Here is a 23,373-nt window from a genome sequence, read left to right on the forward strand (position 1 = left end):
CGGACGGCAACCCATCCGCAGAGCCGCGGCCCGGCGACGGGCCAGCGCCTGCGCTACTGATTCATTCGAAGGAGAACTGCCATGTACACGCGCTTCCTGCTGGCCATTGCCGTGGCCTTGCTCTCGATAGCCGGCGCGTCTGCCGGCGACCGGCTGCCGGGCAAGGTGACGGTGGTGTTCGACCAGGCCCTGCCGAACGTTCCCGGCAAGAGCATGAAGGTCGTGCTCGTCGACTACGCGCCGGGTGGGGCCTCGCCATCCCATACCCACCCCCGTTCGGCCTTCATCTACGCCACGGTTCTCGAAGGCGCGGTGCGTAGCGGCGTCAACGGCTCGCCGGCCAAGGTCTACAAGACCGGCGAGCATTTCATCGAAGAGCCCGGCTCGTTCCACGACGTGAGCGCGAACGCCAGCGACACGGCGCCGGCGCGCCTGATGGCGGTGTTCGTGCTCGACAGCGACGAGGGGGCGCTCGTCACCCCCGCGGGCAAATGACCGATCCGCGCGTCTGGCGATGTCCGGTAGCCTCGGGCCATGCCTCTGGGCTGCCGGCGACGGCGCTTCCCAGCAGGACAGCAGAAGATGAACGCACACGAGGACAAGGCCGCCATGGCTAGCGATGGAGACTCCGGGCTCCACGCGCTGGCCGCGCGGCGGCACAAGAGAAAGCGGCTCGGTCTGCTGTTGTGCGGCGCAGCCCTGGCGGTGCTGGCGGCGGGCTGGCTGATCGCCGGGCCGTTCGCCGGCACCTCGACCGACAACGCCTATGTCCGCGGCGACGTCACCTCGCTCGCGCCGAAGGTGGCCGGCTACGTCACGGTGCTGGAGGTCGGCGACAACCAGGTCGTACGGGCCGGCGACGTGCTGTTCCGGATCGATGACCGCGACTATCGCGCGCGGCTTGCGCAAGCGCAGGCCAATATCGAGGCCGCCGAGGCCCGCCTGGACGATGTCGATGCGCAAACCGGGCTCCAGCGCGCGCTGATCCGCCAGGCCGAGGCCCAGCGGCGTTCGGCCGTGGCCGAGATGAACCTCGCGGCCAAGACCCACGCTCGCAGCCGCAAGCTCATCCTCAGCAACGCCGTCAGCCAGGCCAGCGTCGACGAGAGCGCGGCGGCGCGCTCCAGCGCCGAGGCGGCGCTGGCGGCGGCTGGCGCCACGGTAGAGGCGCAGCAGCAGCGCATCGCGGTGCTCCTGGCCCAGCGTGAGGCGGCCCTCGCCGCCTTGGCCCAGGCCCGGGCCGCACGCGATCTCGCCCGGATCGACCTGGACAGCACGGTGGTCCGCGCGCCGGTGGGCGGCGTCATCGGCAACCGCCAGGTCCGCATTGGCCGCTTCGTGACGCCGGGCGTTTCCCTGCTGGATATCGTTCCGCTCGACGATGTGTGGATCGTGGCCAATTTCAAGGAAACCCAGGTGGAGCATATCCGCCCCGGCCAGCGCGTCCGGATCACCATCGACGGCTATCCGAGCGGGGAACTCGAAGGCGTGGTCGACAGCTTCGCCGCCGGCACCGGCTCGGCGTTCAGCCTGCTGCCCGCCGACAACGCCACGGGCAATTTCGTCCGTGTCGTGCAGCGCGTTCCGGTGAAGATCCGCTTCGCCGCCAACCCGCTGCCCGGGCGCATCGTGCCCGGCCTTTCCGCACGCGTCGAAGTCGCCCGGAGCGCGGGACCGTGAGCGGGACAGCCGCGCTCGTGGCGGCGCCTCGCATGCCGGCAGCCGGTGTGCTCCTGGTCGCGGGCATCCTGCTTGCCGCGCTGACGGAGGCGATCGCCGGCACCGTACTGGCGTTCGGACGCAGCGACATCATGGGCGATGCCCATGCCACGCCCGACGAGTTCGCCTGGCTGGATGTCGGCTACACGGCGCTCAAGCTGATCGGGTTCATGACCGCTCCCTGGCTGATGAGCCGCTTCCACTGGCGCCGCGTGATCATCGGCGCGACCCTGACGATGGGCCTGGCCTGCGGTCTCGCCGCCGTCACCGCGCGGCTGGATCTGCTGGTGGCCCTCCGGCTGGTCCAGGGGTTCGCCGGCGGCACCCTGCTGGTCGGCGGGCAGACACTGTTGTTCCTCGCCTGTCCGCGGGCCCGGCAGCCGTTCCTCCAGGCCCTGTTCGCGATGGGCGCGGTGGTGACGCCCGCCTCGCTCGCCCCGGCCCTGCAGGGCTGGTTGGTCGATAGCCAGTCCTGGGCGTGGATCTTCTTCAGCGTCGTTCCGCTGGCCCTGGCGGCCGCGGGACTGCTGCTGATGGCGGACGGCGAGATACCCGTCGCCAGGCCCCGTCCGTTCGACTGGATCGGCTTCGCGCTGCTCTCCCTGGCCCTTGGCTGTTTCAGCTACGTCCTTGGCCAGGGCAGCCGCTGGGACTGGTTCGAGGAGCCGCACGTGCTGTGGCTGAGCCTGGCTGGGGGGGCGTCCCTGCTGGCGTTTCTCGGCCAGCAGGGGATGGCCGGCGGGCGTGGCCTGCTCGACTTCGACCTGTTCAGGTCGAGCGACTTTTCCTTTGCCTTCATCGTCAGCTTCGTCGCCGGCGCGGCGTTGTTCGGCAGCGCCTACCTGATCCCCGCGTTCGCCCTGTCCGTGCTTGGTTTCACGCCTACCGATGGCGGTCTGCTCCTGCTGCCGAGCGGCGCCTTGTTCATCGGTGCGCTGCTGGTCGCCGCCTACCTCATGCAGGTTCGCGGCGTCGCGCCATTCGCCACGGTGCCCTTCGGAATCCTGATGATCATGGTGGCGATGTGGATGCTGTCCGGCTCGACCCTGGAAAGCGGTGCCGACGACATGATGGCGGCCGTCCTGCTGCGTGGCTTCGGCCTTGGCTTCCTGTTCCTTTCCATCACCCTGATCGCCTTCAGCGACCTCGACCGACGGCACCTTGCCTGCGGCATCGGCCTGTTCAACACCGGCCGCCAGCTTGGCGGACTGCTGGGCGTCGCCGCGCTGCAGACGCTGATCGACCAGCATGTGGTGGCCAACGGCGCGGTCCTCGGCGCCAACCTCGGCACCGGCGGTGCCGCGCTCATCGAGCGGTTGACCAATACGTCCGCCATGCTGGCGCTGAAAGGGATGGACGCGGCGGCTGCGAACCAGGCGGCGACCAGCCTGCTCGGCCGCGCCGTGACGGGGCAGTCCACGGTGATCGCCTTCGACACGGCGTTCAACGCGGTGGCCCTGCTGTTCGTATTCGCCGCCCCGCTGCTGGTCGGGATCAAGATTGGCTTCGCGAAATACGCGAAGGCGCACGCCGCGCGAACGGAAACCCAGGACGGTCCGCCGCCCGCCCGGGCACCTGGGAAACGCTAGAAGCTGTACTCCGCTCCGACGCTGAGGCTGCGGCCGTTGCCGCTGAGGAACGTCGGCTGGCTGGCGTCGGCACGATTGCGGATCACGTAGCTGCTGGCGTAGACCTTATCGGCGAGGTTGTCGCCCAGCAGGTAGACGCTCAGTCCCTCGCGAGCCTTGTAGCTCGCCTTGAAGCCCCACAGGGCATAGGCGTCCTGGTAGTTGCCGCGGGTGTTGGTGTGGTCGGTCGGGGTGTCCTGGGGCAACCAGCGCAGGTTCGGCCCGAGACTCCAGGGACCCTGACGGTAGAGCAGCTCGGCCGACCATGGTTGGCGTGGTACGCCGGCGATGCGCTTGCCCTGGAATTCGCCGCCGCGGAAGCGGAAGTCGCTGAAGGTCCAGGCCACCCGATAGGCGAGGTCACCGCCGATGCTCGCCGCCGTCGGCATCCGCCCGGAGTCGCTCAGCCGATTGCTTTCCGACTGGCAGCAGGCCGGTCGCATCCAGGGCCGGCTGCGCCAGTGGAGCTTGCGCGAGCTGTCCTTCCTGCAGGACCTGGCGAGCGCGGCGGTGCGTTCGTTCTGACGTGCCCCGGCGATATTGCCCCGAACGCTCCGCCTTGCGCTCGCTGCGCTGACCGATGCGGAGCCGGGACGCAAGCCACTAGCGGATCGGCAGCAGCGCGCCGAAGGCGACGAAGAAGCCGCCGCAGACCCGGTTGAAACGCCGCCCTGCCCGTGCCAGCCAGGGGCGGACGCCATGCGCGGCGCTGGCCACGCCGAACTCCACGACGAACTCCACCGCCGCGTAGGTCAGCGCCATGACCGTCGTTTGCAGGAGCAGGCTTCGCTGCGGCTCGATGAAGGGTGTGATGAACGCGGTGAAGAGCAACAGGGCCTTGGGATTGGCGATGGCCGACAACAGGCCCTGGCGGAACAGCGAGGCGTCGCCCTGCCGGCAAGCTGCTCCATGGGTGAGCGCCACCGGCTCCGCGCGCCAGAGGCCGATACCGAGCCAGATGAGATAGAGCCCGCCCACGATCTTCAAGGCGCCCAGCCAGAGCATCGAGGTCTTCAGCAGGACGCCGAGGCCGAGGACGCACAGGGCGATCATGCCGATGAAACCGGTCACGCCGCCGGCAATCGTGAACAGCGTCCTGCGATTGCCATGCAGGGCGCCGTGGGTGAGCACCAGCAGGGCGTTGGGCCCGGGCACCAGCGCTATGCCGCAGCAGGTCAGCAGATAGAGCAGCCAGGTTTCGACTTCCATGATGTCTCCGAGGAGGCGGCAGCGGTGCCGTGCCGGCGATCATGGAATGTGGGTGCCTGGACGGAAAGCGAATATTCTGGCAATCAGGTATTCGATTTTCGAATTCAGGAGTCGTCACGATGCCTCGGGACCTGCAGATCGATTGGCTGAAGTGCTTCGTCGCGGCGGTGGATAGCGGCTCGTTGTCCAGCGCCGCGATCGAGGTACACCGGTCGCAATCGGCGGTGAGCATGCAGTTGAAGAAACTGGAAGCCGCCCTGGGCCGCCAGGTTCTCCGTCGCAGCCCCCGGCAGCTGGAATTGACCGAGGATGGACAGGCCTTGCTCGGCTACGCGCGGCGCATGCTCGCCTTGCACGCCGAGACCCAGGCCGCGTTCGCCGAAGAGACGCTGACCGGACGCATTCGCCTGGGCGTCGCGGAAGACTACGCGGCGCACTATCTCACGCCGGTCCTGAGGCGGTTCGCGCCGCGGCACGGCGGGGTGGATATCGAACTGACCTGCGAACAGTCGACCGCCCTGATTCCCCGCGTGGCCAGCGGCGACCTCGATCTGGCCCTTGTCTCGCGCGACAGTCCCCGACGCGGGGCCTTCCTCTTCCAGGAGCCGATGGTCTGGGTCGGCGCGTCGCAGTTCGAACTGTGGCGGCGCGACCCGCTGCCCATTGCCGTCTACGAGGAGGCCAGCCTGGCGCGTCGTTGCGCGGTCAACGCGCTTGGCGCGCAGGGGCGGCGGTACAAGGTGGTCTACAACAGTTCGAGCCTGGCCGGCCAGATCGCGGCGGTGGAAAGCGGCATCGCGGTCGCGGTGCTGACGCGCTGCAGCGCGCCGGCGCACTTGCAGGTACTGGGACGGGAACATGGGCTGGGGCCGTTGCAGCCGATGGACGTCGCGGTCTATCGAAGCAAGGCGTCGCGCACTTCCAGGGCCGTGGACAGCCTGCGCAGCTTCCTGATCAGGACGCTCGCTTCGCCCGCGCCGGCCTGATCCCTTAGTCGCGTTTCCGCCGCGATCTCCGAAGGCTAGCGCTTCACGCAGACGAACAGGGCATTCCCTGAGCTGCCGCCCCAGGGCGTGATCCTTTCGTAGTCGTGTTCGAAGACCTGCACCTCGAAATGCGCCTGCAACAGGTGCTGCAGCTCGGCGAAGCTGAGGGCGACCATGGCGTGTTCGTCCTCCCAGGTCTGGGTCGTTCCGTCCGTGGTTTTCTCGATACCGAGGCGCAGCGTCTGGCGCTCGCCCTCGCCGCTGTAGTACCAGCCGGAACCGAAGGTGAAGCGGCTGCCTCGATGCTCCACGGAATGGCGGACGAACGAGCGATTGTCGATCTGCCCCTTGTCCACCGTGTTGAAACAGAACACGCCGCCATCCGCCAGTGCGCCATGCACGCTGGCCAGGCATGCGCGCAAGCGCTCCAGCCCTGCGTTGTAGTGGATCGAATAGAGGAAACAGGTGATCAGGTCCAGCGGCTCGTCCACCTGGAAGCCGGCCATGTCCTGCCGGCTGAAGTGCGCTTCGGGGCAGCGCTGTCGGGCGAGGTCGAGCATCGGCTGGTTGATGTCCAGGCCGGCGCTGCGATAGCCGAAATCGAGGAAGTGCCGCACGTGCGGGCCAGTGCCGCAGGCCAGGTCCAGGTGCCGCTGGCCCTGGTTGCCGAACAACTGGTGCAGGCGACGCACGCAGTGGCTCTGCGCCTGGTAGTCGATGTCGGCGCACATCAGGTCGTAATAGTGGGACAGGTCGGTGTACAGCGCGGTGGCGGACATGGGCGGCAAGGATCGGCGGCGAAGGGCGCGGCATGGTACCCCATGCCCGGGCCTTGCCGGCGAAAAAACAGGCGCCGGCTGGCGGATCGCGGGCGGACGTTCGCTGCCGCCGCGGCCGCTCAGCGGCGCCCTTGGATGAGGACCTCAGTCGATCCCGGCAACCCGCCGCTTTCCGGCTGGCGGTGGGCTGCCGGCACGCGCTCACTGCCTGCGGATGGCGACGATGCTGGCCGCTCCCGCGTCGACACGGAAGTCGAAGGTCACCCGGTCTCCCACGGTCAATCCGTGCGACTGCTCCGGGGTGATCTTGAACCTCATCGTCATCGGCGGCCAGCGAAGCGTGGGCACCGCGCCGTGGGCGACGGTGATGCTGGCGCGATCCGGGGCGATCGCCTTGACGGTGCCCTCCGCTGTGGCCGTTGCGGCCGCCTGCTGGGTCTGCATGTCTTCCATCGCCATGCCCGGCATGGTTTCCGCCTGCGCCCCGAAGGTCAGGGCGAGGAGCAGTGTGGCGTAGAGGTAGCGCGTTTTCATCGGGCTTCTCCTGGGTAGTCCGTGGGTAGGTTGGCGAGCGAACGACGGCGAAGCAGCCAGTACGCCGCTGGAATGACGAAGAGGGAAAGCAGGGGAGCGGTGAGCATGCCGCCGACCATCGGTACGGCGATACGGCTCATGACTTCGCTGCCGGTGCCGCTGCCCCAGAGGATCGGCAGGAGGCCGGCGACGATCACCGCGACGGTCATGGCCTTGGGCCGCACGCGCTGCACGGCGCCCTCGCGGATGGCGCGGAGCAGCGTGGCGCGGTCGTCGGACCGTGGCTGTTCGGCCCGGGCGTTCTTCAGGTAGATCAGCATGATCACCCCGAATTCCGCCGCGACGCCGGCCAGCGCGATGAAGCCGACGCCGGTGGCGATCGACAGGTTGTACCCCATCAGGTACAGCAGCCACACGCCGCCGGCGAGAGCGAAGGGCAGGGTGGCCATGATCAGCAGGGCCTCGTCGACACGGCCGAAGGTCAGGTAGAGCAGGACGAAGATGATCGCCAGTGTCGCCGGCACCACCAGCTTGAGCCGGGCATTGGCACGCTCCAGGTACTCGAACTGACCGGAGTAGCTGAGGCTGGTGCCCGGCGCCAGGTGCACGTCGCGTTCCACCGCCTGGCGCAAGTCCGCCACCACCGAGGCCAGGTCGCGGCCGCGAACGTCGACGTAGACCAATCCGGAAAGGCGGGCGTTCTCGCTCTTGAGCATCGGCGGTCCTTCGCTGATGCTCACCCTCGCCACGCTGCCGAGGGTGACCTGGCCACCCTCGGCGGTGTAGATCGGCAGTTCCCGCAGGGCCTCGGGCGAGTCGCGCCATTCGCGCGGGTAGCGCACGTTGATCGGATAGCGGGCCAGTCCTTCCAGCGTCTCGCCGACGTTCTCCCCGCCGATGGCGCCGCTGACGATGGCCTGCACGTCGGCGATGTTGAGGCCGTAGCGGGCCGCCGCCTGGCGGTCGATATCGATGTCGATGTAGCGTCCGCCGGAGAGGCGTTCCGCCAGCGCCGAGGAGACGCCGGGAACCGTCCTGGCCGCCCGCTCCACCGCTTGCGCGACGCGCTCGATCTCGGCCAGGTCGGCACCGGCGATCTTCACCCCGATGGGACTCTTGATGCCGGTGGCGAGCATGTCGATGCGATTGCGGATAGGCGGAATCCAGATGTTGGTCAGGCCCGGCACCTTCACCACGCGGTCGAGTTCCTCCACCAGCTTTTCGCTGGTCATGCCCGGGCGCCAGTGACTCTTCGGCTTGAAGCGGATGGTGCTCTCGAACATCTCCAGCGGCGCCGGATCGGTGGCCGACTCGGCCCGTCCGGCCTTGCCGAACACCGTATCCACCTCGGGCACGCTCTTGATCAGGCGGTCGGTGATCTGCAGCAGCTCCGCAGCCTTCTGCGCGGACAGGCCGGGCAGGGCCGAAGGCATGTACAGCAGGTCGCCCTCGTCCAGCGGCGGGAGGAACTCGCCGCCCAGCCGGGAGAGCGGCCACAGGCTGCTGAGGAAGATCAGCGCGGCGACCGCCAGCGTCGTCCGCGGGTAGCGCAGCACCCGCTCCAGCGCCGGCTGGTAGAGCCCGATCAGCCAGCGGTTGAGCGGATTGCTGCGCTCCTCCGGCAGCCGCCCGCGAATCCAGTAGCCCATCAGGACCGGCACCAGGGTCACGGACAATCCGGCGGCGCCGGCCATCGCATAGGTCTTGGTGAACGCCAGCGGTCCGAACAGGCGACCTTCCTGCGCTTCCAGGGTGAACACCGGAATGAACGACAGGGTGATGATCAGCAGGCTGAAGAACAGCGCCGGCCCGACCTCCATCGCGGCCTCGGTCATCACCCGCCAGTGCTGCTCGCCCACCAGGGGCGTGTCCGGATGCCGCGTATGCCAGGCCTCGACGCGCTTGTGCGCGTTCTCGATCATCACCACCGCCGCATCGACCATCGCGCCAATGGCGATGGCGATGCCGCCCAGCGACATGATGTTGGCGTTGATGCCCTGCTGGTGCATCACGATCAGCGCGATCAGCACCCCGACCGGCAGCGAGACGATGGCCACCAGCGACGAGCGCAGGTGCCAGAGGAACGCGGCGCAGACCAGCGCGACCACGATGAACTCCTCGAGCAGCTTGTGCCCGAGGTTGGACACCGCGCGGTCGATCAACTGGCTGCGGTCGTAGGTGGTGACGATCTCGACACCCGCGGGCAGGCTCTTCTTCAGCGTCTCCAGCTTGTCCTTCACCCGTGCTATGGCTTCGCGGGCATTCTTGCCGCTGCGCAGGACGATCACCCCGCCGACCGCCTCGCCCTCGCCGTCCAGCTCGCCGATGCCGCGGCGCATCTCCGGCCCCAGCTGGATGCTGGCGACGTCGCCGAGAGTGACCGGGCTGCCGTTGCCGGCCAGGCGCAATGGAACCGCGCGGAAGTCGTCGATGCTCTTCAGGTAACCCGATGCGCGCACCATGAACTCGGCTTCGCCCAGCTCCAGTACGCCGCCGCCGGTCTCCCGGTTGGCCTTGCCGATTGCCTCGACCACCTGGCTCTGGGTGATGCCCAGGCTGGCCAGTCGCAGCGGGTCGAGCAGCACCTGGTACTGGCGGACCATGCCGCCCACGCTGGCGACTTCCGCGACGTCGGGCACCGTCTTCAATTCGAAGCGGAGGAACCAGTCCTGCAGGGAGCGCAGCTGGGCCAGGTCATGCCGGCCCGAGCGGTCGACCAGGGCGTACTGGTAGATCCAGCCGACCCCGGTGGCGTCCGGCCCGAGCGCCGTCTTCGCGCTCGCCGGCAGACGCGCCTGCGCCTGGTTCAGGTACTCCAGCACCCGCGAGCGCGCCCAGTAGAGATCGGTTCCGTCCTCGAACAGCACGTAGACGAAGCTGTCGCCGAAGGAAGAAAAACCGCGCACGGTCTTCGCCCCGGGAACCGACAGCATGGTGGTGGCCAGCGGGTAGGTGATCTGGTTTTCGACGATCTGCGGTGCCTGGCCCGGATAGCTGGTACGGACGATCACCTGGACGTCGGAGAGGTCGGGAAGCGCGTCGATAGAGGTGCTACGCAGCGACCAGAGGCCCCAGGCGACGATGAACAACGTTGCCAGCAGGACCAGGAGGCGGTTGGCCACCGACCAGCGGATGAGTGCCTCGATCATGGCCGCTCCTCCTGCTGGCGTACCCGCTCGATGAGCAGGCCGGCGTCGCTCTGGCTGACGCCGAAGCGGATACGCTCGCCGACCTTCAGGCCATCGGCCAGTCCGGGGCGGGCGAGGGCGAAGGTCATGGTCATGCCGGGCATGCCCAGGGTCTCGAACGGTCCGTGGCTGATGGTCAATCCCTCCGCCGTGATGGCCACGATGCGCCCATCGGCCTCATGCACGGGCGGCGTCGTCCGCATCGCGGCGGGCTCCGTCGCGGTGTGCGGCGCGATGCCTCTCAGGCTGGCTTCCGAGTCGATCAGGAACTGTCCGGAAGCGACCACCTGCTGGCCTTCGACGAGTCCATGCAGGATCGTCACCCGACCGTCGTTCTCCTGGCCCAGGCGCACTTCCACCGGCTGGAAGCGTCCGTGTTCCCCGGCGAGCATCACCAGGTCGCGCTTGCCGGTGCGGATCACCGCTTCGCTGGGGATCTGCAGCACATCGGCCTGACCGGGTAGGTCGAGATTGACCGCGACCGTCATCCCTGGGCGCAACCGGCCGTCGGCATTGGCCAGTTCGATGCGCAGGCGCGACGTGCGGCTTTGCGCGTCGTTCTCCGGCAGGATGCTGGCCAGGGTGCCGCTCAGCGGACGCTCCGGGAAGGCCGGCAGGCGGGCGTCGACCGTCTGGCCGGGGCGGAGTCCTCTGGCCTGGCTCTCCGGGACCGCCGCTTCCAGCCAGACCTGCTCCAGGCCATTGATCCGGGCCAGGGGCGCGCCGGCCGACAGGGTCATGCCGGTGCGTACGTCCAGTTCGCGGATTGCTCCGGCGATGGGCGCGGCCAGGGTAATCACCGGGTGCACCCTGCCGCTGCGGACGATCTGCGCGACGAGTGGGTCCGGCATGCCCGCCAGCCGCAGGCGTTGCCGCGCCGCTTCCTGCAGGGCCGGCTCCGCGGCGCCGCGCAGGGCGAGGAACTCCTCCTGCAGGGCGGCCCATTCCGGGACCAGCAGATCGGCGATCGGTGCGCCGGCCTGCACCACGTCTCCCGGCGCCAGGGCGTAGGTGCGCTCGACGAAGCCGCCGGCGCGGGCCTGTAGCACTGCCACGGCGCGCTCATCGTAGGCCAGCACGCCGACGACCCGCAGTGTGCGGTCGAGCCTGCCGCGGCTGACGGTGGCCAGGCGCATACCGAGGTTCTGCCGGATGCCGGGCTCGACCTCGACCCCTGGTGCGCCGTCGGGCTCATCGGCGTACCTGGGCACCAGCGGCATATCCATGAACGGCGACTTGCCCGGCGCATCGAAGTGCTGCTGCGGGACCATCGGGTCGTACCAGTAGAGCGGCTTGCGTTCCGCCATGCCCGGCGCCGGGGCTTCCGGCATCGGCGCGCGGCGTTGCTGGGCGTACCAGTAGCCGCCGGCGCTGCCGATAGCCAAGGCGAGGACCAGCGCGGCGGATGCTTTCACAGGGAAACGGCTCATGCGCGTCCCTCCTCGTAGGTGAAGTAGAGACGCGCGGCAAGCTGCGCCAGGGAGCCCTGCAGGTCGATCTGCCTGAGCCGGGCCTCGACCCGTTGCTGGCGGGCGCCGAGCAGTTGTTCGAGATCGAGCGTGCCGGCGCGGTAACCGGCCAGGGCCAGGCGGACCTTCTCCTCGGCCAGCGGTAGCAGGGTGGCGGTGCTGCGCTCGAGCGCGCGCTGCAGGCGGCGGTACTCCGCCAGGTCGGACTCCAGTCGCTGCTCGTACTCGCGGGTCATGGCGGCGCGCTCGGCTTCCAGCTGCCGGACCTGGGCGCGTCGTGCGGCAATCTTTGGGTCCTGGCGGGTGGCGCTGAAGAGCGGCAGGTCGAAGCTGACTTGCAAGGTCATCATGTCGCCGAACTCGCGGCCACGACGCTGGTAGTCCAGCTCCCAGCTCCAGTCCGGTTTTTTCTCCGCCACGGCCTCGCGCACCAGGGCCTCGGCCTCGCGGGTCATCGGGTCGTAGGCGGCGAGTGCCGGATGTAGACGGAGCGCCTGCCGCGAGTGCGCGGCGTCGATCGTCCAGTGCGGGAAGTCGCCGTCCAGCGCATCGGGCGCATCCTCGCCCGTCCAGCGCTTGAGCGTCGCGCGGGCCTGGGCCTGCTGGCGCAAGAGATCGTCCTTGCGCTCATCCAGCAGCGCTGCCTCCTGGCGTGGCGCCACTACGTCCACGGCGCTGGCGCCGCCGCCGGCCAACCGTGCGCGGACCGAGGTGGCCAGCAGGCGGTTCTCGCGGAAGAAGTCGTCGAACAGGGCCAGCTTGCGCTGGAGCGTATAGGCCGCGATCCAGGCTTGCGCCGATGCGCTGCGGACCTGCAGGCGCTCGACGCCGGCTTCGGCATCGGCACGTTCGACGGCGGCCTGCGCGGTTTCCATACGCGCCTTGCGTTTGTCGCGGTTGGGCACCTCCTGCATGACCCCGACCATCTGCATGGTCATGAAGTCCCGGTTTGTGGTGAAGCGATCGTCGCCTTCGATGGGGACGTTCTGCAGTCCAAGGTTCAGCTTGGGATCGGGCAGTGCGCCCGCGGGAATCGCGGCGCTTCTGGCCGCCGCGCGTTTTTCGTTCTGTGCCAGCAACGACGGAGCGTTGCGTTCGGCCAATCGGAGGGCGTCGTCCAGGGAAAGGGAGGCACCCTGTGCGGACAGGCTGGACAGCATGAAGAGCAGTATCCAGCCCGAACTGATACGGATGGGAGTCACGGTGATGATTCCTCGGGAAAACCTGCGCATAGGCGCGAATCACCCGGCAGCCAGCATGGCCGCGGGAGGGTTTCAGATCGGTAGAGGAATCAGGCGCAGGGAGGTCGCCAGCGTTCGGCCGGGGCCTGGCTGAGGATCGGATCGCTGTAGGGCGCGGGGGCCGTGGTCGGAGCGGGGGGCAACGAGGCTTTCAGGACGTCGATCTGGAGCAGGCTGCTGGTCTTGCACTCCTGGCCGGTCTTGCAGGACTTCTTGCCGTGCTCGTTCATCGTGCCCGAGTCCTGGCAGCAGTCCTGGTCCATTCCGGCCATTTCGCTCATGCCCATACTTTGCATGGGGCAGGGCTCCATCGGCGCTTCGATGCCCGCCATCCCGGTGAGGGGAAGCGTAAGGCTGAGAAGCAGGATGATCAGCAAGCGAAGACGACGGCGCATGCGGCGAAGTGTATGCGCACCGTGAAGACGGCGGCAACTGAATCGGCGACGGCCGGTTTCAGTCCTGCCGTGGCCAGTGATCGGCGATCCGGTACCAGCAGGCCATCGACGCGGCCTGGACATGCTTCTGTTTCTCCGCTGGGAAGGGCGTGTCCAGGCTGCCGAGGGCGACCGATACCCAGTCGGCGAACTTGCCTTCGCTCCTTGACCAGAACAGCGGCGAGCCACAGCGCGAGCAGAAGCGCCGGAGCACGGCGGGGGAGGAGCTGAACGTGGAGAGCAGGTCGGCGCCGCGGTCGATGTGCAGGTCCGCGACGGGGACGCTGCCATAACTGGCGAATGCCGCCCCATGGGCCTTGCGGCACTGGCCGCAATGACAGTGGGAGAGCGCCCGCGGGGGCGACGACAGGCGGTAGCGCAGCGCGCCGCACAGGCAACTGCCGTGGAAAGTCTGGCTCATCGGAAGGCGTTCCCGGATTCGCAAAGGCGGCGAGTCAAGCAGCCTGCGCCACGCTTGTCGAGTGCCTCCTCCGGTCGTGGGCTGTCGGTGCTGGCGTCGATGTCTGCTAGGCTCTGCCGTTTCACCCTAGGAGTATTTCCCCATGGCCCGAGCCACTGCCCGCCACATCCTGGTTTCCAGCGAAGCCAAGTGCAACGAACTGAAGACCGCCATCGAAGGCGGTGCCGACTTCGCCGAAGTCGCCCGCGAGCATTCCACCTGCCCCTCCGGCCGCGACGGCGGCAACCTGGGTTCGTTCGGTCCCGGCCAGATGGTCCGCGAGTTCGACCAGGTGGTCTTCAGCGCGCCGTTGAACGTGGTCCAGGGCCCGGTGAAGACCCAGTTCGGCTACCACCTGCTGGAAGTCACCAGCCGCCAGGACTGAACGTACGGCGGCGCATAACGCCCCTCTTCCACGCGCCGATCCAGGCGTGGGGCGAATAACCGCTGCACGGGATAAACGGCGGATAACGCCGTTGGCGTTATGCGCCCTACCTGTTCCGGACGATGAAAGAGGTCGCACTTCCACGCGCCAATCCGGGGGGGGGGGGGGCGAATAACCGCTGCACGGGATAAACGGCGCATAACGCCGTTGGCACCTGTTCCGGACCGATGAAAGAAGCTGCACTTTCACGCGCCGATCCAGGCGTAGGGCGAATAACCGCTGCGCGGTTATCCGCCGCTGCGCGATCGATAGCCTGGCTGGCCTCAGGGCGCGAAGTAGCGGGAGATCTGCGAATAGACGCCGCTGAAATCGGAGAAGTAGTCATTGCGCTGTGAGGTGGGCGCGCCGCAGTACGAGGGGCCGCCGTACAGGCCACCGCGTAGCTGGTAGGAACCGTCGCCGGCGACGGTCAGCAGGCCCGAGCCGGACGAGCCGCCTTCGACCACCGCCGACGGCCAGTCGACGCGGGTCAGGGCGGTATGCCCGTCGTAGGTGACGCCCACTGCCGAGACGTTGCCCTGCGAGTACTTCTTGGCGTCGCCGCGCGGATGGTGGATGTCATGGCCGAGCGAGCCGTTGGCGATCGGCGTGGCGCTCCAGCCCTGGTAGAACACGCCGGCCGGCGGAGTACGCTTGAGTTCCAGCAGCAGGGTGTCGCGCTTCGCGTCGCGGTGCAGGATATTCGCCCCGCCGGTCAGCACGGTGACGCTCTGGTTGATGGTCGAGGCGTCGCCGTAGCACTGGGTGGTGTTGTAGAACCAGATGGTCTGCAGCGTCGCGGCGGTGGCCTGGTCCTCGATGCAGTGCGCGGCCGACCAGAACAGCTGGCGCTTGGGCGAGTTGCCGTTGTTCAGCAGGGTGCCGGTGCAGATGTAGCTGCCGCCGTCCGCCGAGCTGGTGAAGACCATCTTCGCTACCGCGGCGGTGGCGTTGTCATAGGCCCGCGTACCGCTCTGGGTCGCGCAGACCGTATCCACCTCGCAACTGCCGCTGGCGCCGAAGCCGTCGCGGTAGCCGGCCTTGTACAGGGAGTCGGCGAAATACGATACCTGGGGTACCGACAGGCGCAGGTCACCCGGTTGCAGGTTGGCCGGCAGCACCAGTTCGACGGTCAGGGTATCGCCCTCGATGACCGGGCTCCAGTAGGGACGGTTGAGCGACAGGTCCTTGCCGCTGGCCTCGAAGATTTCCTTGCCGGCGCCGGCGAAGTGCAGCAGCACGTCGTCGGGCAGCGAGCCGCTGCGGGTTTCCAGGCGAATCGCGGCGCGCAGGCTGGCGGCCCCCGCGGCGCTGATCGGGAAGCGCGCGGTGTGGCGCCCGTCCGGGGTGTCGATCCATTCGAGGGTTGCCAGGTCGATTTCCGGAGTCGCCGTCTTCAGGCCCACGCCCACTTGCAGCGGCGTACCCGGTTTCGGCGCCAGCGGCGCGGCGCGGGCCACGCGGCGGGCGGGGGGCGCGGCGAAGTGGATGCCGGCCGCCGAGGTCGCCGCGTTGGGGTTGGCGAAGCGGGCGTGGCCGGTGCTCGCCGGAGAAGCCTGGAGCACGGCGACGTCGCCAGCCATTTCGCTCGCACCGGGCGCGGCCGAGGCCTGGCTCGCGCCCGCAGCCAGCGCGAGAACCAGGCATGCATTCAGGTACGTTCTCTTATGCATGAATCGACTCCTTCAGTTTGGGGATGGCAACTTCCTTAATCGTTCGCGTGGCGAAAGATATGCAGGGGTGACGGAGTCGTTCAAATATTTTTTATATTCGTTTCTGCTAGCTATTAAATATGAAGAAGCGTTTATGGATAGCAGAATAGATAGCTATTCACCTCACTTGTCATTGATGTTGGAGTGCTCTCTCTACCAACTAAAGTTTGGTCTGGAGTGCCGCTATAGAGCCTTCGGCTTGCTTCAGAGAGGTGCAGGGTGTAGTGCGCGAGTGCTTTGCTGGTGCATCTATCGATGTGATCGGGTTAACGAAATCCGGATTTTCAAGTTATCCGGTTTGACCAGTCCTGAATATAAGGCTGGGTGAATCTTTTATTCACCGCTCGGAAACCGTTCCGATGTCGGCTTGGTTGAATTCCAGGATATCCGGCTTATCGTCGTATCAGTCATCTTTATAATCGCGGGGCATATATAGAGCCCTGGCCGCTTACCATTACTCCAGGGTTTTCCAGGATACGCCTCCGTCTTTGTTTCAGAGCGGCGGATGCAACGGCGGCGCATGCCGCGCGATCAGTTCGGCGACCCACTCGATGAACACCCGCAGCTTGCCGCTGACGTGGCGGTTTGGCGGGAACGCCAGGTACAGCGGCATCGGCTCCAGGCTCCAGTCCTCGAACAGCGGCAGCAGCTCGCCGCGGGCGAGGGGCTCACGCGCCATGTAGTGCGGCAGCCAGAGGATGCCCAGGCCGGCCAGCCCGGCCGCCAGGTAGGCGTTGCCGTCGTCCACCGCCAGCACATGGCGGCCCGCCACCCGCAGGCTTTCCTCGCCCCTGTGCATGGCGTAGGGCAGGGCCTTGCCAGTGCGCGCCCAGAGGAAGCCGACGATGCGCTGGTGGCTGTCCTCCAGTTCGCGCGGGTGGCTCGGCACGCCGGCGCGCTGCAAGTAGGCCGGTGCCGCGTAGACCCCCAGTTGCAGGTCGCCGACCCGCCGCGCCATCAGCGACTGGTCGCGCAGTTCGCCGCCGCGGATGACGCAATCGACGTTCTCGTCGATCAGGTCGACGAGCCGATCGCTCACGCCCAGGTCGATCTGGATCTCCGGATAGCGCGCATGGAACTCGGGTAACGCCGGGATCAGCAGCAGCCGCGCCAGCGGGCTCGGCACGTCGATCCGGAGACGTCCGCGGGGCGCCAGGGCGGCGCTGGAGAGGCTGGTCTCGGCATCGTCCAGTTCCGCCAGCAGGCGTACCACCCGCTCGTAGTAGGCGGCGCCGTCGGCGGTCAGGTTGAGCTTGCGCGTGGTGCGATTGAGCAGGCGTACCCGCAGCCGCGCTTCCAGTTGCTGGACCAACTGGGTGACGCTGGTGCGGCTCATGTGCAGCGTCTCCGCCGCCTTGGTGAAGCTGCCGGTCTCCACCACACGGGCAAAGGCCTGCATCGCATCGAAACGGTCCATCGGGGCTCCGGGTCGTCGGGGATTGTTTGGATTCTACAAACAGTCATGGCCAGGGTTGCGCGTTTATCCACGGCGCGCACGACCTTACCGTTCTTCCATCGACGATGACGGGGCCGGGAGCCCCAGGATGGAGGTATCGCATGACTGTACGCGACGTGGTTTTCCCCGCCGGCCGCCAGGCCCTCTACGAGCGCAACCGCTATTCCCCGGCGGTCCGCAGCGACGGCCTGCTGTTCGTCTCCGGCCAGGTCGGCAGCCGCGACGACGGCTCTCCCGAACCCGAGCTGGAGACCCAGGTCCGCCGCGCCTTCGACAATCTGAATGCGGTGCTCGCCGCGGCCGGTTGCGGGTTCGACGCTGTGCTCGACGTCACCGTGTTCATGGTCGACGCCGAGGCCAACTTCGAGCGCATCTGGAAGATCGTCCCGGAGTACTGGGGCGAGGCGCCGTACCCCACGCTGACGGCGGTGGGGGTGAACTGGCTGTATGGCTTCAGCTTCGAGATCAAGGTGGTGGCGAGGTTGCCGGCGGGGCGGTGAGAGCCGATGCGCAGTGCCGGGGCCAGCTCGGCTAGCGCCGGGGCTCTGAGGGACGCCGCAGGCTTACCCAGGCCGGCGCGTGGTCGCTGGCGTGCTCCTCGCCGCGCACCCAGCGATCCACCCCGGCGTCTTCCAGGTGGTCCGCCAGGCTGGCGCTGAGCAGCAGGTGGTCGATGCGCAGCCCGGCGTCGCGTTGCCAGTGCTGGCGGAAGTAGTCCCAGAAGGTATAGAGGCGCCGGTCGGGGAAACGCTGGCGTAGCGCGTCCACCCAGCCCTGCCGCAGGAGGCGCTCGAAGCACTCGCGGGACGCCGGCTGGAGCAGGGCGTCCTTTTTCCAGGAGCGGGTGTCGTAGATATCGAAGTCGCTGGGCACCACGTTGAAGTCGCCGGCCAGCACCACCGGATGGCCGCTCTCCATCAGTTCGGCGGCGTGGCGGATGAGGTGCTCGAACCAGGCCAGCTTGTAGTCGAACTTCGGTCCCGGCTGGGGATTGCCATTGGGCAGGTAAAGACTGGCCACCAGCAGGCCGTCGACGGCCGCTTCGAGGTAGCGGCTGTGGGGATCGCTGGCGTTGCCCGGCAGGCCGCGGCGTACCTCCAGCGGCTGGCTGTCGCGGGCGAGGATGGCGACGCCGTTCCACGCCGACTGGCCCTGCCAGATCGCGCCGTATCCGGCCCTCTCCAGCGCCGCGGCGGGGAAGCGCGCGTCGGGCGTCTTCAGTTCCTGCAGGCAGACGATGTCCGGCGCTTCCCGCTCCAGCCAGGCCAGCAGCGCGGCCAGCCGGGTCTGGAGGCCGTTGACGTTGAAGGTGGCGATCTTCAGGGTGTCCACCGCTTGTCTCCGCGAATGACGATCAGGCTGCCGCCTGCAGGGCTTCGCCGATGGCTTCGTTGAACGCCTGCAAGTCACCCGGGTTGCGCGAGGTGATCAGGGTCCAGCCGTTCGCCGGGCAGACTTTCACCCGCGTGTCGACCCAGTCCGCGCCGGCGTTGGTCAGGTCGATACGCACGCTGGAATAGGAGGTCAGGGTCTTGCCGCGGGCGACGCCGGCGTCGATCAGCAGCCAGGGGCCGTGGCAGATGGCGGCGACCGTCTTGCCTGCGTCGCTGAATTCCCTGACCAGGCGCCGGGCCTCGCTGTCCTGGCGCAGGGTGTCGGCATTCACTGTGCCGCCGGGGACCAGCAGCAAGTCGTAGTCCTCGGCGCGCAGGCCTTGCAGCCTGGCGTCGGAATTGACGATCAGGTCCTTCTCGCTGTCGTGTACCCAGGTCTGCGCTTCGCCGCCCTCGATGGTCGCGTGGGTGACCGTGGCGCCCTGTCGCTTCAGGGTCTTCAGCGGTTCGAGCAGCTCGTCGCGCTCGATGCCGGTGTTGGCGGTGATGACCAGGACGTTCTTGCCTTGCAGCTTCGCGCTCATGGTTTTCTCCTCTGCTGGGGCGCTCGTAGCGGGCGCCGTGGCGTGACATGCAGGAGAGTGGAAAGCCGGAACGCCGGGGAGTTCGAAAGATTTGCCGGGCGGTGGGCCGGATCCTTGGCCTGTCAGCCTCCGGCGTCAGCGGAACAGCAGCGAATGATGCGCCGCGCCACCGGTGCGCGCGCCGTCGCCCACCGCGATGGCGACGTTGCCGGCCGCCAGCGCCGCGTCGCCGCAGGCGAAGACGCCGGGAACGCTGGTTTCGCGCATGCCGTCGGTCCTGATGAACGGCCCGCTCGGGCCGTCCTCGAACTCGCAGCCGAGCAACGCCGCCAGCGGGCTGGCCATGCGCGTACGCGGCTGGGTGAACAACCCCGCGAGCGTAATCGTGCGGCCGCTGGCCAGGGTCACGTCGGCGCGCGCGCCGCCCACCGCGACCACGGCTTCGCGCTCGATCGCCACGCCGCGCCGGTCCAGCCTGGACATTTGCTCGGCATCCGGTTCGAAGACGCCGTTGAGGAAGAAGGTGGTCGCTCCCCAGTCGGGCAACATCAGGGCGTGGTGGATGGCCAGCGGCGAGGCCGCCAGTACGCCAATCGGCCCGCCGTCCAGTTCGTAGCCGTGGCAATACGGGCAATGGAACACGTGCCGTCCCCAGCGCTCGGCAAGACCGGGGATCTCCGGCAGGTCGTCGGCGACCCCGCTGGCGAGGATCAGCCGGTGCGCGGTGAAGCGTTCTCCGTTGGCGGCCTTCACCACGAAACCGTCCGCCTCCTTCTTCGCCGCGACGGCGGCTTCGGACAGCCACTCGACGCTGGGATAGGCCAGCAACTGGGCGCGGGCGTCATCGACGATGGCCGCCGGGTCGCGGCCGTCCTGGCCGAGAAAGCCGTGGGAGGCCCGGGCGAAGCGGTTGCGCCGCAGTCCCGTGTCCATCACCAGCACCCTGCGCCGCGCCCGCGCCAGTTGCATGCCCGCAGAGATGCCGGCGTAGCTGCCGCCCACGATGATCACGTCGAAAGTCATGGCGTATCTCCCATTCGGATAGTCACGCAACAACGTAAGTTTCATGATGGGCGCTTGTCAACGCTCTCGTAACTTTTTCTGTAGCGAGAGATACTCATGGCTTTTCCGTCTCCACGAGTCCGCCGTCCATGAGAAACGACACCCGCCTCTCGCGCATGCTCCATGTGCTGATCCATATGGCCCGCCACGAAGGGCCGGCGACTTCCGAAGCCATCGGGCAGATGCTCGGCACCAACCCGGTGGTGGTGCGACGGACCATGGCGCTGCTGAAGAACGAAGGCTACGTGAGTTCGGAGAAGGGCCATCGCGGCGGTTGGCGGCTGGCCAAGCCGCTGGCGGACATCACCTTGCTGGATATCCACCAGGCGCTGGGAGCGTCCTCGATCTTCGCCATCGGCCTGTCTACCGATCATCCGGAATGCCTGGTCGAGCAGGCGGTCAACGAAGCGCTCGGCGAGGCGTTCGAGGCGGCGCAGGCGTTGCTCCTGGAGCGCCTGGGGAGCGTCACGCTGGAGCAGTTGGCGAGCGAGTTCGAGCGCCGCTATCGGCCCTGCTGAGGCGCCTGGAAGGGCCGTTCGGACACCGCCGCCGCGCCTGCGGAGGCACGCCGGCGGTCCGGGATCAGAGCGAGTACTTCACCGTGAACATCAGGTTGCGCGGCTCGCCGTAGTTGAGGTTGCCGAAGTCGATGCCGCTGTAATAGTACTTGTCGAACAGGTTGTTGAAGTTCAGCCGTGTGTCGATCCGTTCGCTGACCTTGTAGCCGAGCATGGCGTTGACCACGGTGTAGCCGCCCTGCTGGAAACCGGTGCTGCTGTCCTCGGTCTTGCTCTGGGTGGCCAGGTCGCCGCCGACGCGCCATTTGTGCAGTTCGCCGGGCAGCGTGTAGCTGGTGGCGAGCTTGAACAGGTGGCGTGGCTTGGCCGCGTCGAATGGCTTGCCCTCGTTGGCCTTGTTGCTGTCGTGCTTGTACTTGGCGTCGACGTAGGTATAGCCGGCCATCATCTGCCAGTCGTCGCTCAGCGCACCGCTCAGCTCCAGGTCGACGCCCTGGCTGCGGACCTTGCCCGAAGCGCGCGAGCAATAGCGCGAGGTGGGGCTGAAGGGGCATGGCGAGGGGCCGCCGACGTCCTCGGTGGCGCGGTTTTCCTGGTCGATCTGGAACAGCGCGATCTGCGAATTGAGCGCGCCGCCGAAGTGTTCGCCCTTCAGGCCGATCTCGTAGTTCTTGCCGGTGATCGGGTCGAGCAGGCCGCCGCCGGCGTCGAAGTTGCTCTGCGGCTTGAAGATGTCGGTATAGCTGGCGTAGACCGAGTAGGTCTGGTTCAGGTCGTAGATCACCCCGGCATAGCGGGTGACGTTGCGGGTGACCTTGTAGCTGTCGGTATCGGCGTCGGCCTTGTACCAGTCCAGGCGCCCGCCGAGGATCACTTTCAGCGGGTCGGCGAGGTTCAACCGGGTGGTGAGGTAGGCGCCTTTCTGTTCCTGGTCGAGCTTCATGCCCCACAGGCTGGTGTTCAGCCTCGGCTTGAGGGTCGAACTCGGGTCCCACTGGGTCGGGTCCATCGGCCCGGTCGGGGTGCCGTCCTTGTTGAACAGGCTGCCCCAGCCGCCGTGGCCGTCGAAGCGTTCCTGGCGATAGCTGGCGCCGACCACCAGCTCGTGCTCGCGGCCGAGCAACTGGAAGGGACCGTTGGCATAGGCGTCATAGCTGTCGTGGTCGTCGGTGTAGCTGTAGTCGCCGGGGTTCTGGGTCATGCTGGCGCAGCCGGTGGTCGAGTAGTAGCAGTCGTTGTACAGCCCGAGCATGTTGATTCGCGCCCACAGCTTGTCGGCGGCCAGCTTCATCTGCCAACCGTTGGCGAAGCGGTGGGTCAGGTCGCTGAACAGGTGGGTGGTGTCGGTATCCCAGTAGGACCAGTCGGCGCCGTAGTAGGACGAGCGCTTGAGGTCCAGGTGGCGGCCGCCCAGCGGACTGGGTAGGCCTACCCAGTTGTCGTTGCGGTTGTCGTTCTGGTTCGAGGCGCCGATGGCGAAGGTGGTGTCCGGGCTCAGGTCGGCTTCGGCGATCCCGTAGAACACGCCGCGTTCGCTGCTGACGTGGTCCTGGAAACTGTTGCCTTTCTGGTAGGCGACCACCGCGCGGCCGCGCAGGGTTCCTTCGCTGTTCAGCGGACCGGAAACGTCGGCCTCGCTGCGATAGCGGTCCCAGGTGCCGACGCTGCCTTGCAGGGAGGCGCGGAAGTCCTGGGTCGGACGCTTGCGCACCATGTTGATCGCCGCCGCCGGGTTGCCTGCGCCCTGCATCAGGCCGGTGGCACCGCGCACCACTTCGACGCGGTCGAACATGGCCAGGTCGGCGGCGGAAATGACGTCCTGGGTATAGGTGGAAATGCTCGTCGGCAGGCCGTCGTACATGATGTTGTCGACGTCGAAGCCGCGCGCCGCGTACTTCACCCGGGCCGGCCCGTACTGTTGCACGGTGAGGCCGGTGACGCCCTTCACCGCGTCGTTGAGGTCGCGCATGCCCTGGTCGTCCATGCGCTGGCGGGTGACCACGCTGACCGACTGAGGGGTCTCGCGGATCGACATCGCCAGCTTGGTCGAGGTGCGCATCGCCCGGGTGGTGTAGGAGCCGCTGTCTTCGGTGATGGCGGCGGTGGCCGGGTCCTGGGTGGCGACCACGCTGAGCGCGCCGAGGTCGACGCTGTCGCCGGGGGCGATGCCGGCACCTGTCGGCGCGGCCTCGACCCAGGCGTCGCCGCCCCGTACCTCCCCGCTCAGTCCGGAACCTGCGAGCAGACGCTGCAGTGCCTCGCTTGGCTCCAGCGTGCCGCGTAGGGCCGGTGCGCGCCGGTCGGCCACGGCCGCGCGGTCGAAACGGATGCGCAGGCCGCTGGCGCCCTGCAATTGCTCGAGGGATGCGGCCAGGGGCTGGGCGGGAAGGTCAAGGGCGATGGGAGCGGCCTGTGCGGCCAGGGAAAGCGAGGAGAGACCGAGCAATAACGCACTGGAAACGACGTGTTTCATCTGCAGTGTCCTGGATGGCGGCGCAGGCAGGCCGTTGGCGCGACCGGCTGCGTTTCTTGTTTATGTGGGAAACCGGCGTAGGAATTCGCGGCGGGGCAAGTGTATGTAAATGTAAAAATGGAGTAAATGATAGAGATTATCGTTATCAGTAGTATTCGCGGGA

23 protein-coding genes are annotated in these 23,373 nt (G+C 67.6%); 8 read left to right on the plus strand and 15 right to left on the minus strand.

The genetic code is table 11. The features are described 5' to 3' along the window. Nucleotides 1-81 precede the first annotated feature (81 nt). The 3 genes from AC4OR5_RS29350 (at nt 82) to AC4OR5_RS29360 (ending at nt 3,308) form a co-directional block, all read left to right on the plus strand. Nucleotides 82-495, plus strand: a complete 414-nt coding sequence (locus AC4OR5_RS29350; RefSeq protein WP_023097187.1) for a cupin domain-containing protein — start codon at nt 82-84, stop codon at nt 493-495. Between the two features lie 87 nt (nt 496-582). Next, a complete protein-coding gene (locus AC4OR5_RS29355; protein ID WP_058160486.1) occupies nt 583-1,680 on the plus strand; it encodes an HlyD family secretion protein in 1,098 nt (365 codons plus the stop codon). Nucleotides 1,681-1,712: 32 nt separating this feature from the next. Beyond that, nucleotides 1,713-3,308, plus strand: coding sequence for a DHA2 family efflux MFS transporter permease subunit (locus AC4OR5_RS29360; RefSeq protein WP_058160487.1), 1,596 nt, complete (start codon nt 1,713-1,715; stop codon nt 3,306-3,308). Here the strand turns inward: AC4OR5_RS29360 and AC4OR5_RS29365 are convergent. Further along, the gene (locus AC4OR5_RS29365; RefSeq protein ID WP_031627812.1) at nt 3,305-3,736 is read right to left on the minus strand and encodes a TonB-dependent receptor domain-containing protein; all 432 of its coding nucleotides are present in this window, start codon (nt 3,734-3,736) and stop codon (nt 3,305-3,307) included. The genes AC4OR5_RS29360 and AC4OR5_RS29365 overlap by 4 nt on opposite strands. On the opposite strand from AC4OR5_RS29365, the gene AC4OR5_RS29370 reads away from it, so the two are divergent. Then, nucleotides 3,717-3,872: a hypothetical protein gene (locus AC4OR5_RS29370; protein WP_022580507.1), complete on the plus strand. Its 156-nt coding sequence runs from the start codon at nt 3,717-3,719 to the stop codon at nt 3,870-3,872. The two genes, AC4OR5_RS29365 and AC4OR5_RS29370, sit on opposite strands and share 20 nt — an antisense overlap. Nucleotides 3,873-3,950: 78 nt before the next feature. Here AC4OR5_RS29370 and AC4OR5_RS29375 read toward each other — a convergent pair whose 3' ends face one another. Continuing rightward, entirely contained in the window at nt 3,951-4,556 is a 606-nt protein-coding gene (locus AC4OR5_RS29375; protein ID WP_023108271.1) for a LysE family translocator, read from the minus strand. Between the two features lie 119 nt (nt 4,557-4,675). Here AC4OR5_RS29375 and AC4OR5_RS29380 point away from each other — a divergent pair, with 119 nt between their 5' ends. Beyond that, complete coding sequence (locus tag AC4OR5_RS29380) at nt 4,676-5,542, plus strand: LysR family transcriptional regulator (RefSeq protein WP_022580505.1); 867 nt, start codon at nt 4,676-4,678, stop codon at nt 5,540-5,542. 35 nt (nt 5,543-5,577) lie between these two features. Here the strand turns inward: AC4OR5_RS29380 and eftM are convergent, their stop codons facing one another. From eftM to AC4OR5_RS29415, 7 genes are all read right to left on the minus strand, one after another. Continuing rightward, entirely contained in the window at nt 5,578-6,321 is a 744-nt protein-coding gene (gene eftM / locus AC4OR5_RS29385; RefSeq protein WP_034026250.1) for a class I SAM-dependent methyltransferase EftM, read from the minus strand. A gap of 201 nt (nt 6,322-6,522) precedes the next feature. After that, complete coding sequence (locus tag AC4OR5_RS29390) at nt 6,523-6,855, minus strand: copper-binding protein (protein ID WP_015502318.1); 333 nt, start codon at nt 6,853-6,855, stop codon at nt 6,523-6,525. After that, nucleotides 6,852-10,004, minus strand: coding sequence for an efflux RND transporter permease subunit (locus tag AC4OR5_RS29395; protein WP_058160488.1), 3,153 nt, complete (start codon nt 10,002-10,004; stop codon nt 6,852-6,854). Before AC4OR5_RS29395 ends, AC4OR5_RS29390 begins: the two co-directional genes overlap by 4 nt. Then, a complete protein-coding gene (locus tag AC4OR5_RS29400) occupies nt 10,001-11,473 on the minus strand; it encodes an efflux RND transporter periplasmic adaptor subunit (protein WP_096263218.1) in 1,473 nt (490 codons plus the stop codon). Before AC4OR5_RS29400 ends, AC4OR5_RS29395 begins: the two co-directional genes overlap by 4 nt. Next, a complete protein-coding gene (locus AC4OR5_RS29405; RefSeq protein ID WP_022580500.1) occupies nt 11,470-12,714 on the minus strand; it encodes a TolC family protein in 1,245 nt (414 codons plus the stop codon). Before AC4OR5_RS29405 ends, AC4OR5_RS29400 begins: the two co-directional genes overlap by 4 nt. A gap of 89 nt (nt 12,715-12,803) precedes the next feature. Continuing rightward, a complete protein-coding gene (locus AC4OR5_RS29410; protein ID WP_015502322.1) occupies nt 12,804-13,049 on the minus strand; it encodes a hypothetical protein in 246 nt (81 codons plus the stop codon). Nucleotides 13,050-13,206: 157 nt separating this feature from the next. Then, nucleotides 13,207-13,608, minus strand: coding sequence for a GFA family protein (locus AC4OR5_RS29415; RefSeq protein WP_058160490.1), 402 nt, complete (start codon nt 13,606-13,608; stop codon nt 13,207-13,209). A 142-nt stretch (nt 13,609-13,750) separates the two neighbouring features. Here AC4OR5_RS29415 and AC4OR5_RS29420 point away from each other — a divergent pair, with 142 nt between their 5' ends. Further along, nucleotides 13,751-14,032, plus strand: a complete 282-nt coding sequence (locus tag AC4OR5_RS29420; RefSeq protein WP_003093561.1) for a peptidylprolyl isomerase — start codon at nt 13,751-13,753, stop codon at nt 14,030-14,032. A 323-nt stretch (nt 14,033-14,355) separates the two neighbouring features. Here AC4OR5_RS29420 and piv read toward each other — a convergent pair whose 3' ends face one another. Next, nucleotides 14,356-15,744, minus strand: a complete 1,389-nt coding sequence (piv, locus tag AC4OR5_RS29425) for a protease IV (RefSeq protein WP_009313293.1) — start codon at nt 15,742-15,744, stop codon at nt 14,356-14,358. A 532-nt stretch (nt 15,745-16,276) separates the two neighbouring features. Then, complete coding sequence (locus AC4OR5_RS29430; protein WP_003129354.1) at nt 16,277-17,200, minus strand: LysR family transcriptional regulator; 924 nt, start codon at nt 17,198-17,200, stop codon at nt 16,277-16,279. A gap of 140 nt (nt 17,201-17,340) precedes the next feature. Here AC4OR5_RS29430 and AC4OR5_RS29435 point away from each other — a divergent pair, with 140 nt between their 5' ends. Next, complete coding sequence (locus tag AC4OR5_RS29435; protein ID WP_058160491.1) at nt 17,341-17,739, plus strand: RidA family protein; 399 nt, start codon at nt 17,341-17,343, stop codon at nt 17,737-17,739. Nucleotides 17,740-17,770: 31 nt separating this feature from the next. On the opposite strand, the gene xth is transcribed toward AC4OR5_RS29435, so the two are convergent. The 3 genes from xth to AC4OR5_RS29450 form a co-directional block, all read right to left on the minus strand. Continuing rightward, nucleotides 17,771-18,571 (minus strand): exodeoxyribonuclease III, encoded by an 801-nt coding sequence (xth, locus tag AC4OR5_RS29440; protein ID WP_058160492.1) that lies wholly within the window; start codon nt 18,569-18,571, stop codon nt 17,771-17,773. A 22-nt stretch (nt 18,572-18,593) separates the two neighbouring features. Then, nucleotides 18,594-19,157 (minus strand): type 1 glutamine amidotransferase, encoded by a 564-nt coding sequence (locus AC4OR5_RS29445; RefSeq protein WP_015502325.1) that lies wholly within the window; start codon nt 19,155-19,157, stop codon nt 18,594-18,596. Between the two features lie 135 nt (nt 19,158-19,292). Then, nucleotides 19,293-20,225 carry an NAD(P)/FAD-dependent oxidoreductase gene (locus tag AC4OR5_RS29450; protein ID WP_073665979.1) on the minus strand — a complete coding sequence of 311 codons (933 nt, stop codon included), beginning with the start codon at nt 20,223-20,225 and terminating at the stop codon, nt 19,293-19,295. Between the two features lie 83 nt (nt 20,226-20,308). On the opposite strand from AC4OR5_RS29450, the gene AC4OR5_RS29455 reads away from it, so the two are divergent. Continuing rightward, entirely contained in the window at nt 20,309-20,737 is a 429-nt protein-coding gene (locus AC4OR5_RS29455; protein ID WP_003115857.1) for an Rrf2 family transcriptional regulator, read from the plus strand. Nucleotides 20,738-20,801: 64 nt separating this feature from the next. Here the strand turns inward: AC4OR5_RS29455 and AC4OR5_RS29460 are convergent, their stop codons facing one another. Next, the gene (locus AC4OR5_RS29460; RefSeq protein ID WP_023125252.1) at nt 20,802-23,210 is read right to left on the minus strand and encodes a TonB-dependent siderophore receptor; all 2,409 of its coding nucleotides are present in this window, start codon (nt 23,208-23,210) and stop codon (nt 20,802-20,804) included. Between the last annotated feature and the right edge of the window lie 163 nt (nt 23,211-23,373).

It is taken from the genome of Pseudomonas sp. YA1 (assembly GCF_058680555.1).

Coding starts and splice junctions, on each gene's coding strand:
- AC4OR5_RS29350 (WP_023097187.1), top strand. CDS start 82: ATGTACACGCGCTTCCTGCTGGCCATTGCCGTGGCCTTGCTCTCGATA.
- AC4OR5_RS29355 (WP_058160486.1), top strand. CDS start 583: ATGAACGCACACGAGGACAAGGCCGCCATGGCTAGCGATGGAGACTCC.
- AC4OR5_RS29360 (WP_058160487.1), top strand. CDS start 1,713: ATGCCGGCAGCCGGTGTGCTCCTGGTCGCGGGCATCCTGCTTGCCGCG.
- AC4OR5_RS29370 (WP_022580507.1), top strand. CDS start 3,717: ATGCTCGCCGCCGTCGGCATCCGCCCGGAGTCGCTCAGCCGATTGCTT.
- AC4OR5_RS29365 (WP_031627812.1), bottom strand. CDS start 3,736: ATGCCGACGGCGGCGAGCATCGGCGGTGACCTCGCCTATCGGGTGGCC.
- AC4OR5_RS29375 (WP_023108271.1), bottom strand. CDS start 4,556: ATGGAAGTCGAAACCTGGCTGCTCTATCTGCTGACCTGCTGCGGCATA.
- AC4OR5_RS29380 (WP_022580505.1), top strand. CDS start 4,676: ATGCCTCGGGACCTGCAGATCGATTGGCTGAAGTGCTTCGTCGCGGCG.
- eftM (WP_034026250.1), bottom strand. CDS start 6,321: ATGTCCGCCACCGCGCTGTACACCGACCTGTCCCACTATTACGACCTG.
- AC4OR5_RS29390 (WP_015502318.1), bottom strand. CDS start 6,855: ATGAAAACGCGCTACCTCTACGCCACACTGCTCCTCGCCCTGACCTTC.
- AC4OR5_RS29395 (WP_058160488.1), bottom strand. CDS start 10,004: ATGATCGAGGCACTCATCCGCTGGTCGGTGGCCAACCGCCTCCTGGTC.
- AC4OR5_RS29400 (WP_096263218.1), bottom strand. CDS start 11,473: ATGAGCCGTTTCCCTGTGAAAGCATCCGCCGCGCTGGTCCTCGCCTTG.
- AC4OR5_RS29410 (WP_015502322.1), bottom strand. CDS start 13,049: ATGCAAAGTATGGGCATGAGCGAAATGGCCGGAATGGACCAGGACTGC.
- AC4OR5_RS29415 (WP_058160490.1), bottom strand. CDS start 13,608: ATGAGCCAGACTTTCCACGGCAGTTGCCTGTGCGGCGCGCTGCGCTAC.
- AC4OR5_RS29420 (WP_003093561.1), top strand. CDS start 13,751: ATGGCCCGAGCCACTGCCCGCCACATCCTGGTTTCCAGCGAAGCCAAG.
- piv (WP_009313293.1), bottom strand. CDS start 15,744: ATGCATAAGAGAACGTACCTGAATGCATGCCTGGTTCTCGCGCTGGCT.
- AC4OR5_RS29430 (WP_003129354.1), bottom strand. CDS start 17,200: ATGGACCGTTTCGATGCGATGCAGGCCTTTGCCCGTGTGGTGGAGACC.
- AC4OR5_RS29435 (WP_058160491.1), top strand. CDS start 17,341: ATGACTGTACGCGACGTGGTTTTCCCCGCCGGCCGCCAGGCCCTCTAC.
- AC4OR5_RS29445 (WP_015502325.1), bottom strand. CDS start 19,157: ATGAGCGCGAAGCTGCAAGGCAAGAACGTCCTGGTCATCACCGCCAAC.
- AC4OR5_RS29450 (WP_073665979.1), bottom strand. CDS start 20,225: ATGAAACTTACGTTGTTGCGTGACTATCCGAATGGGAGATACGCCATG.
- AC4OR5_RS29455 (WP_003115857.1), top strand. CDS start 20,309: ATGAGAAACGACACCCGCCTCTCGCGCATGCTCCATGTGCTGATCCAT.
- AC4OR5_RS29460 (WP_023125252.1), bottom strand. CDS start 23,210: ATGAAACACGTCGTTTCCAGTGCGTTATTGCTCGGTCTCTCCTCGCTT.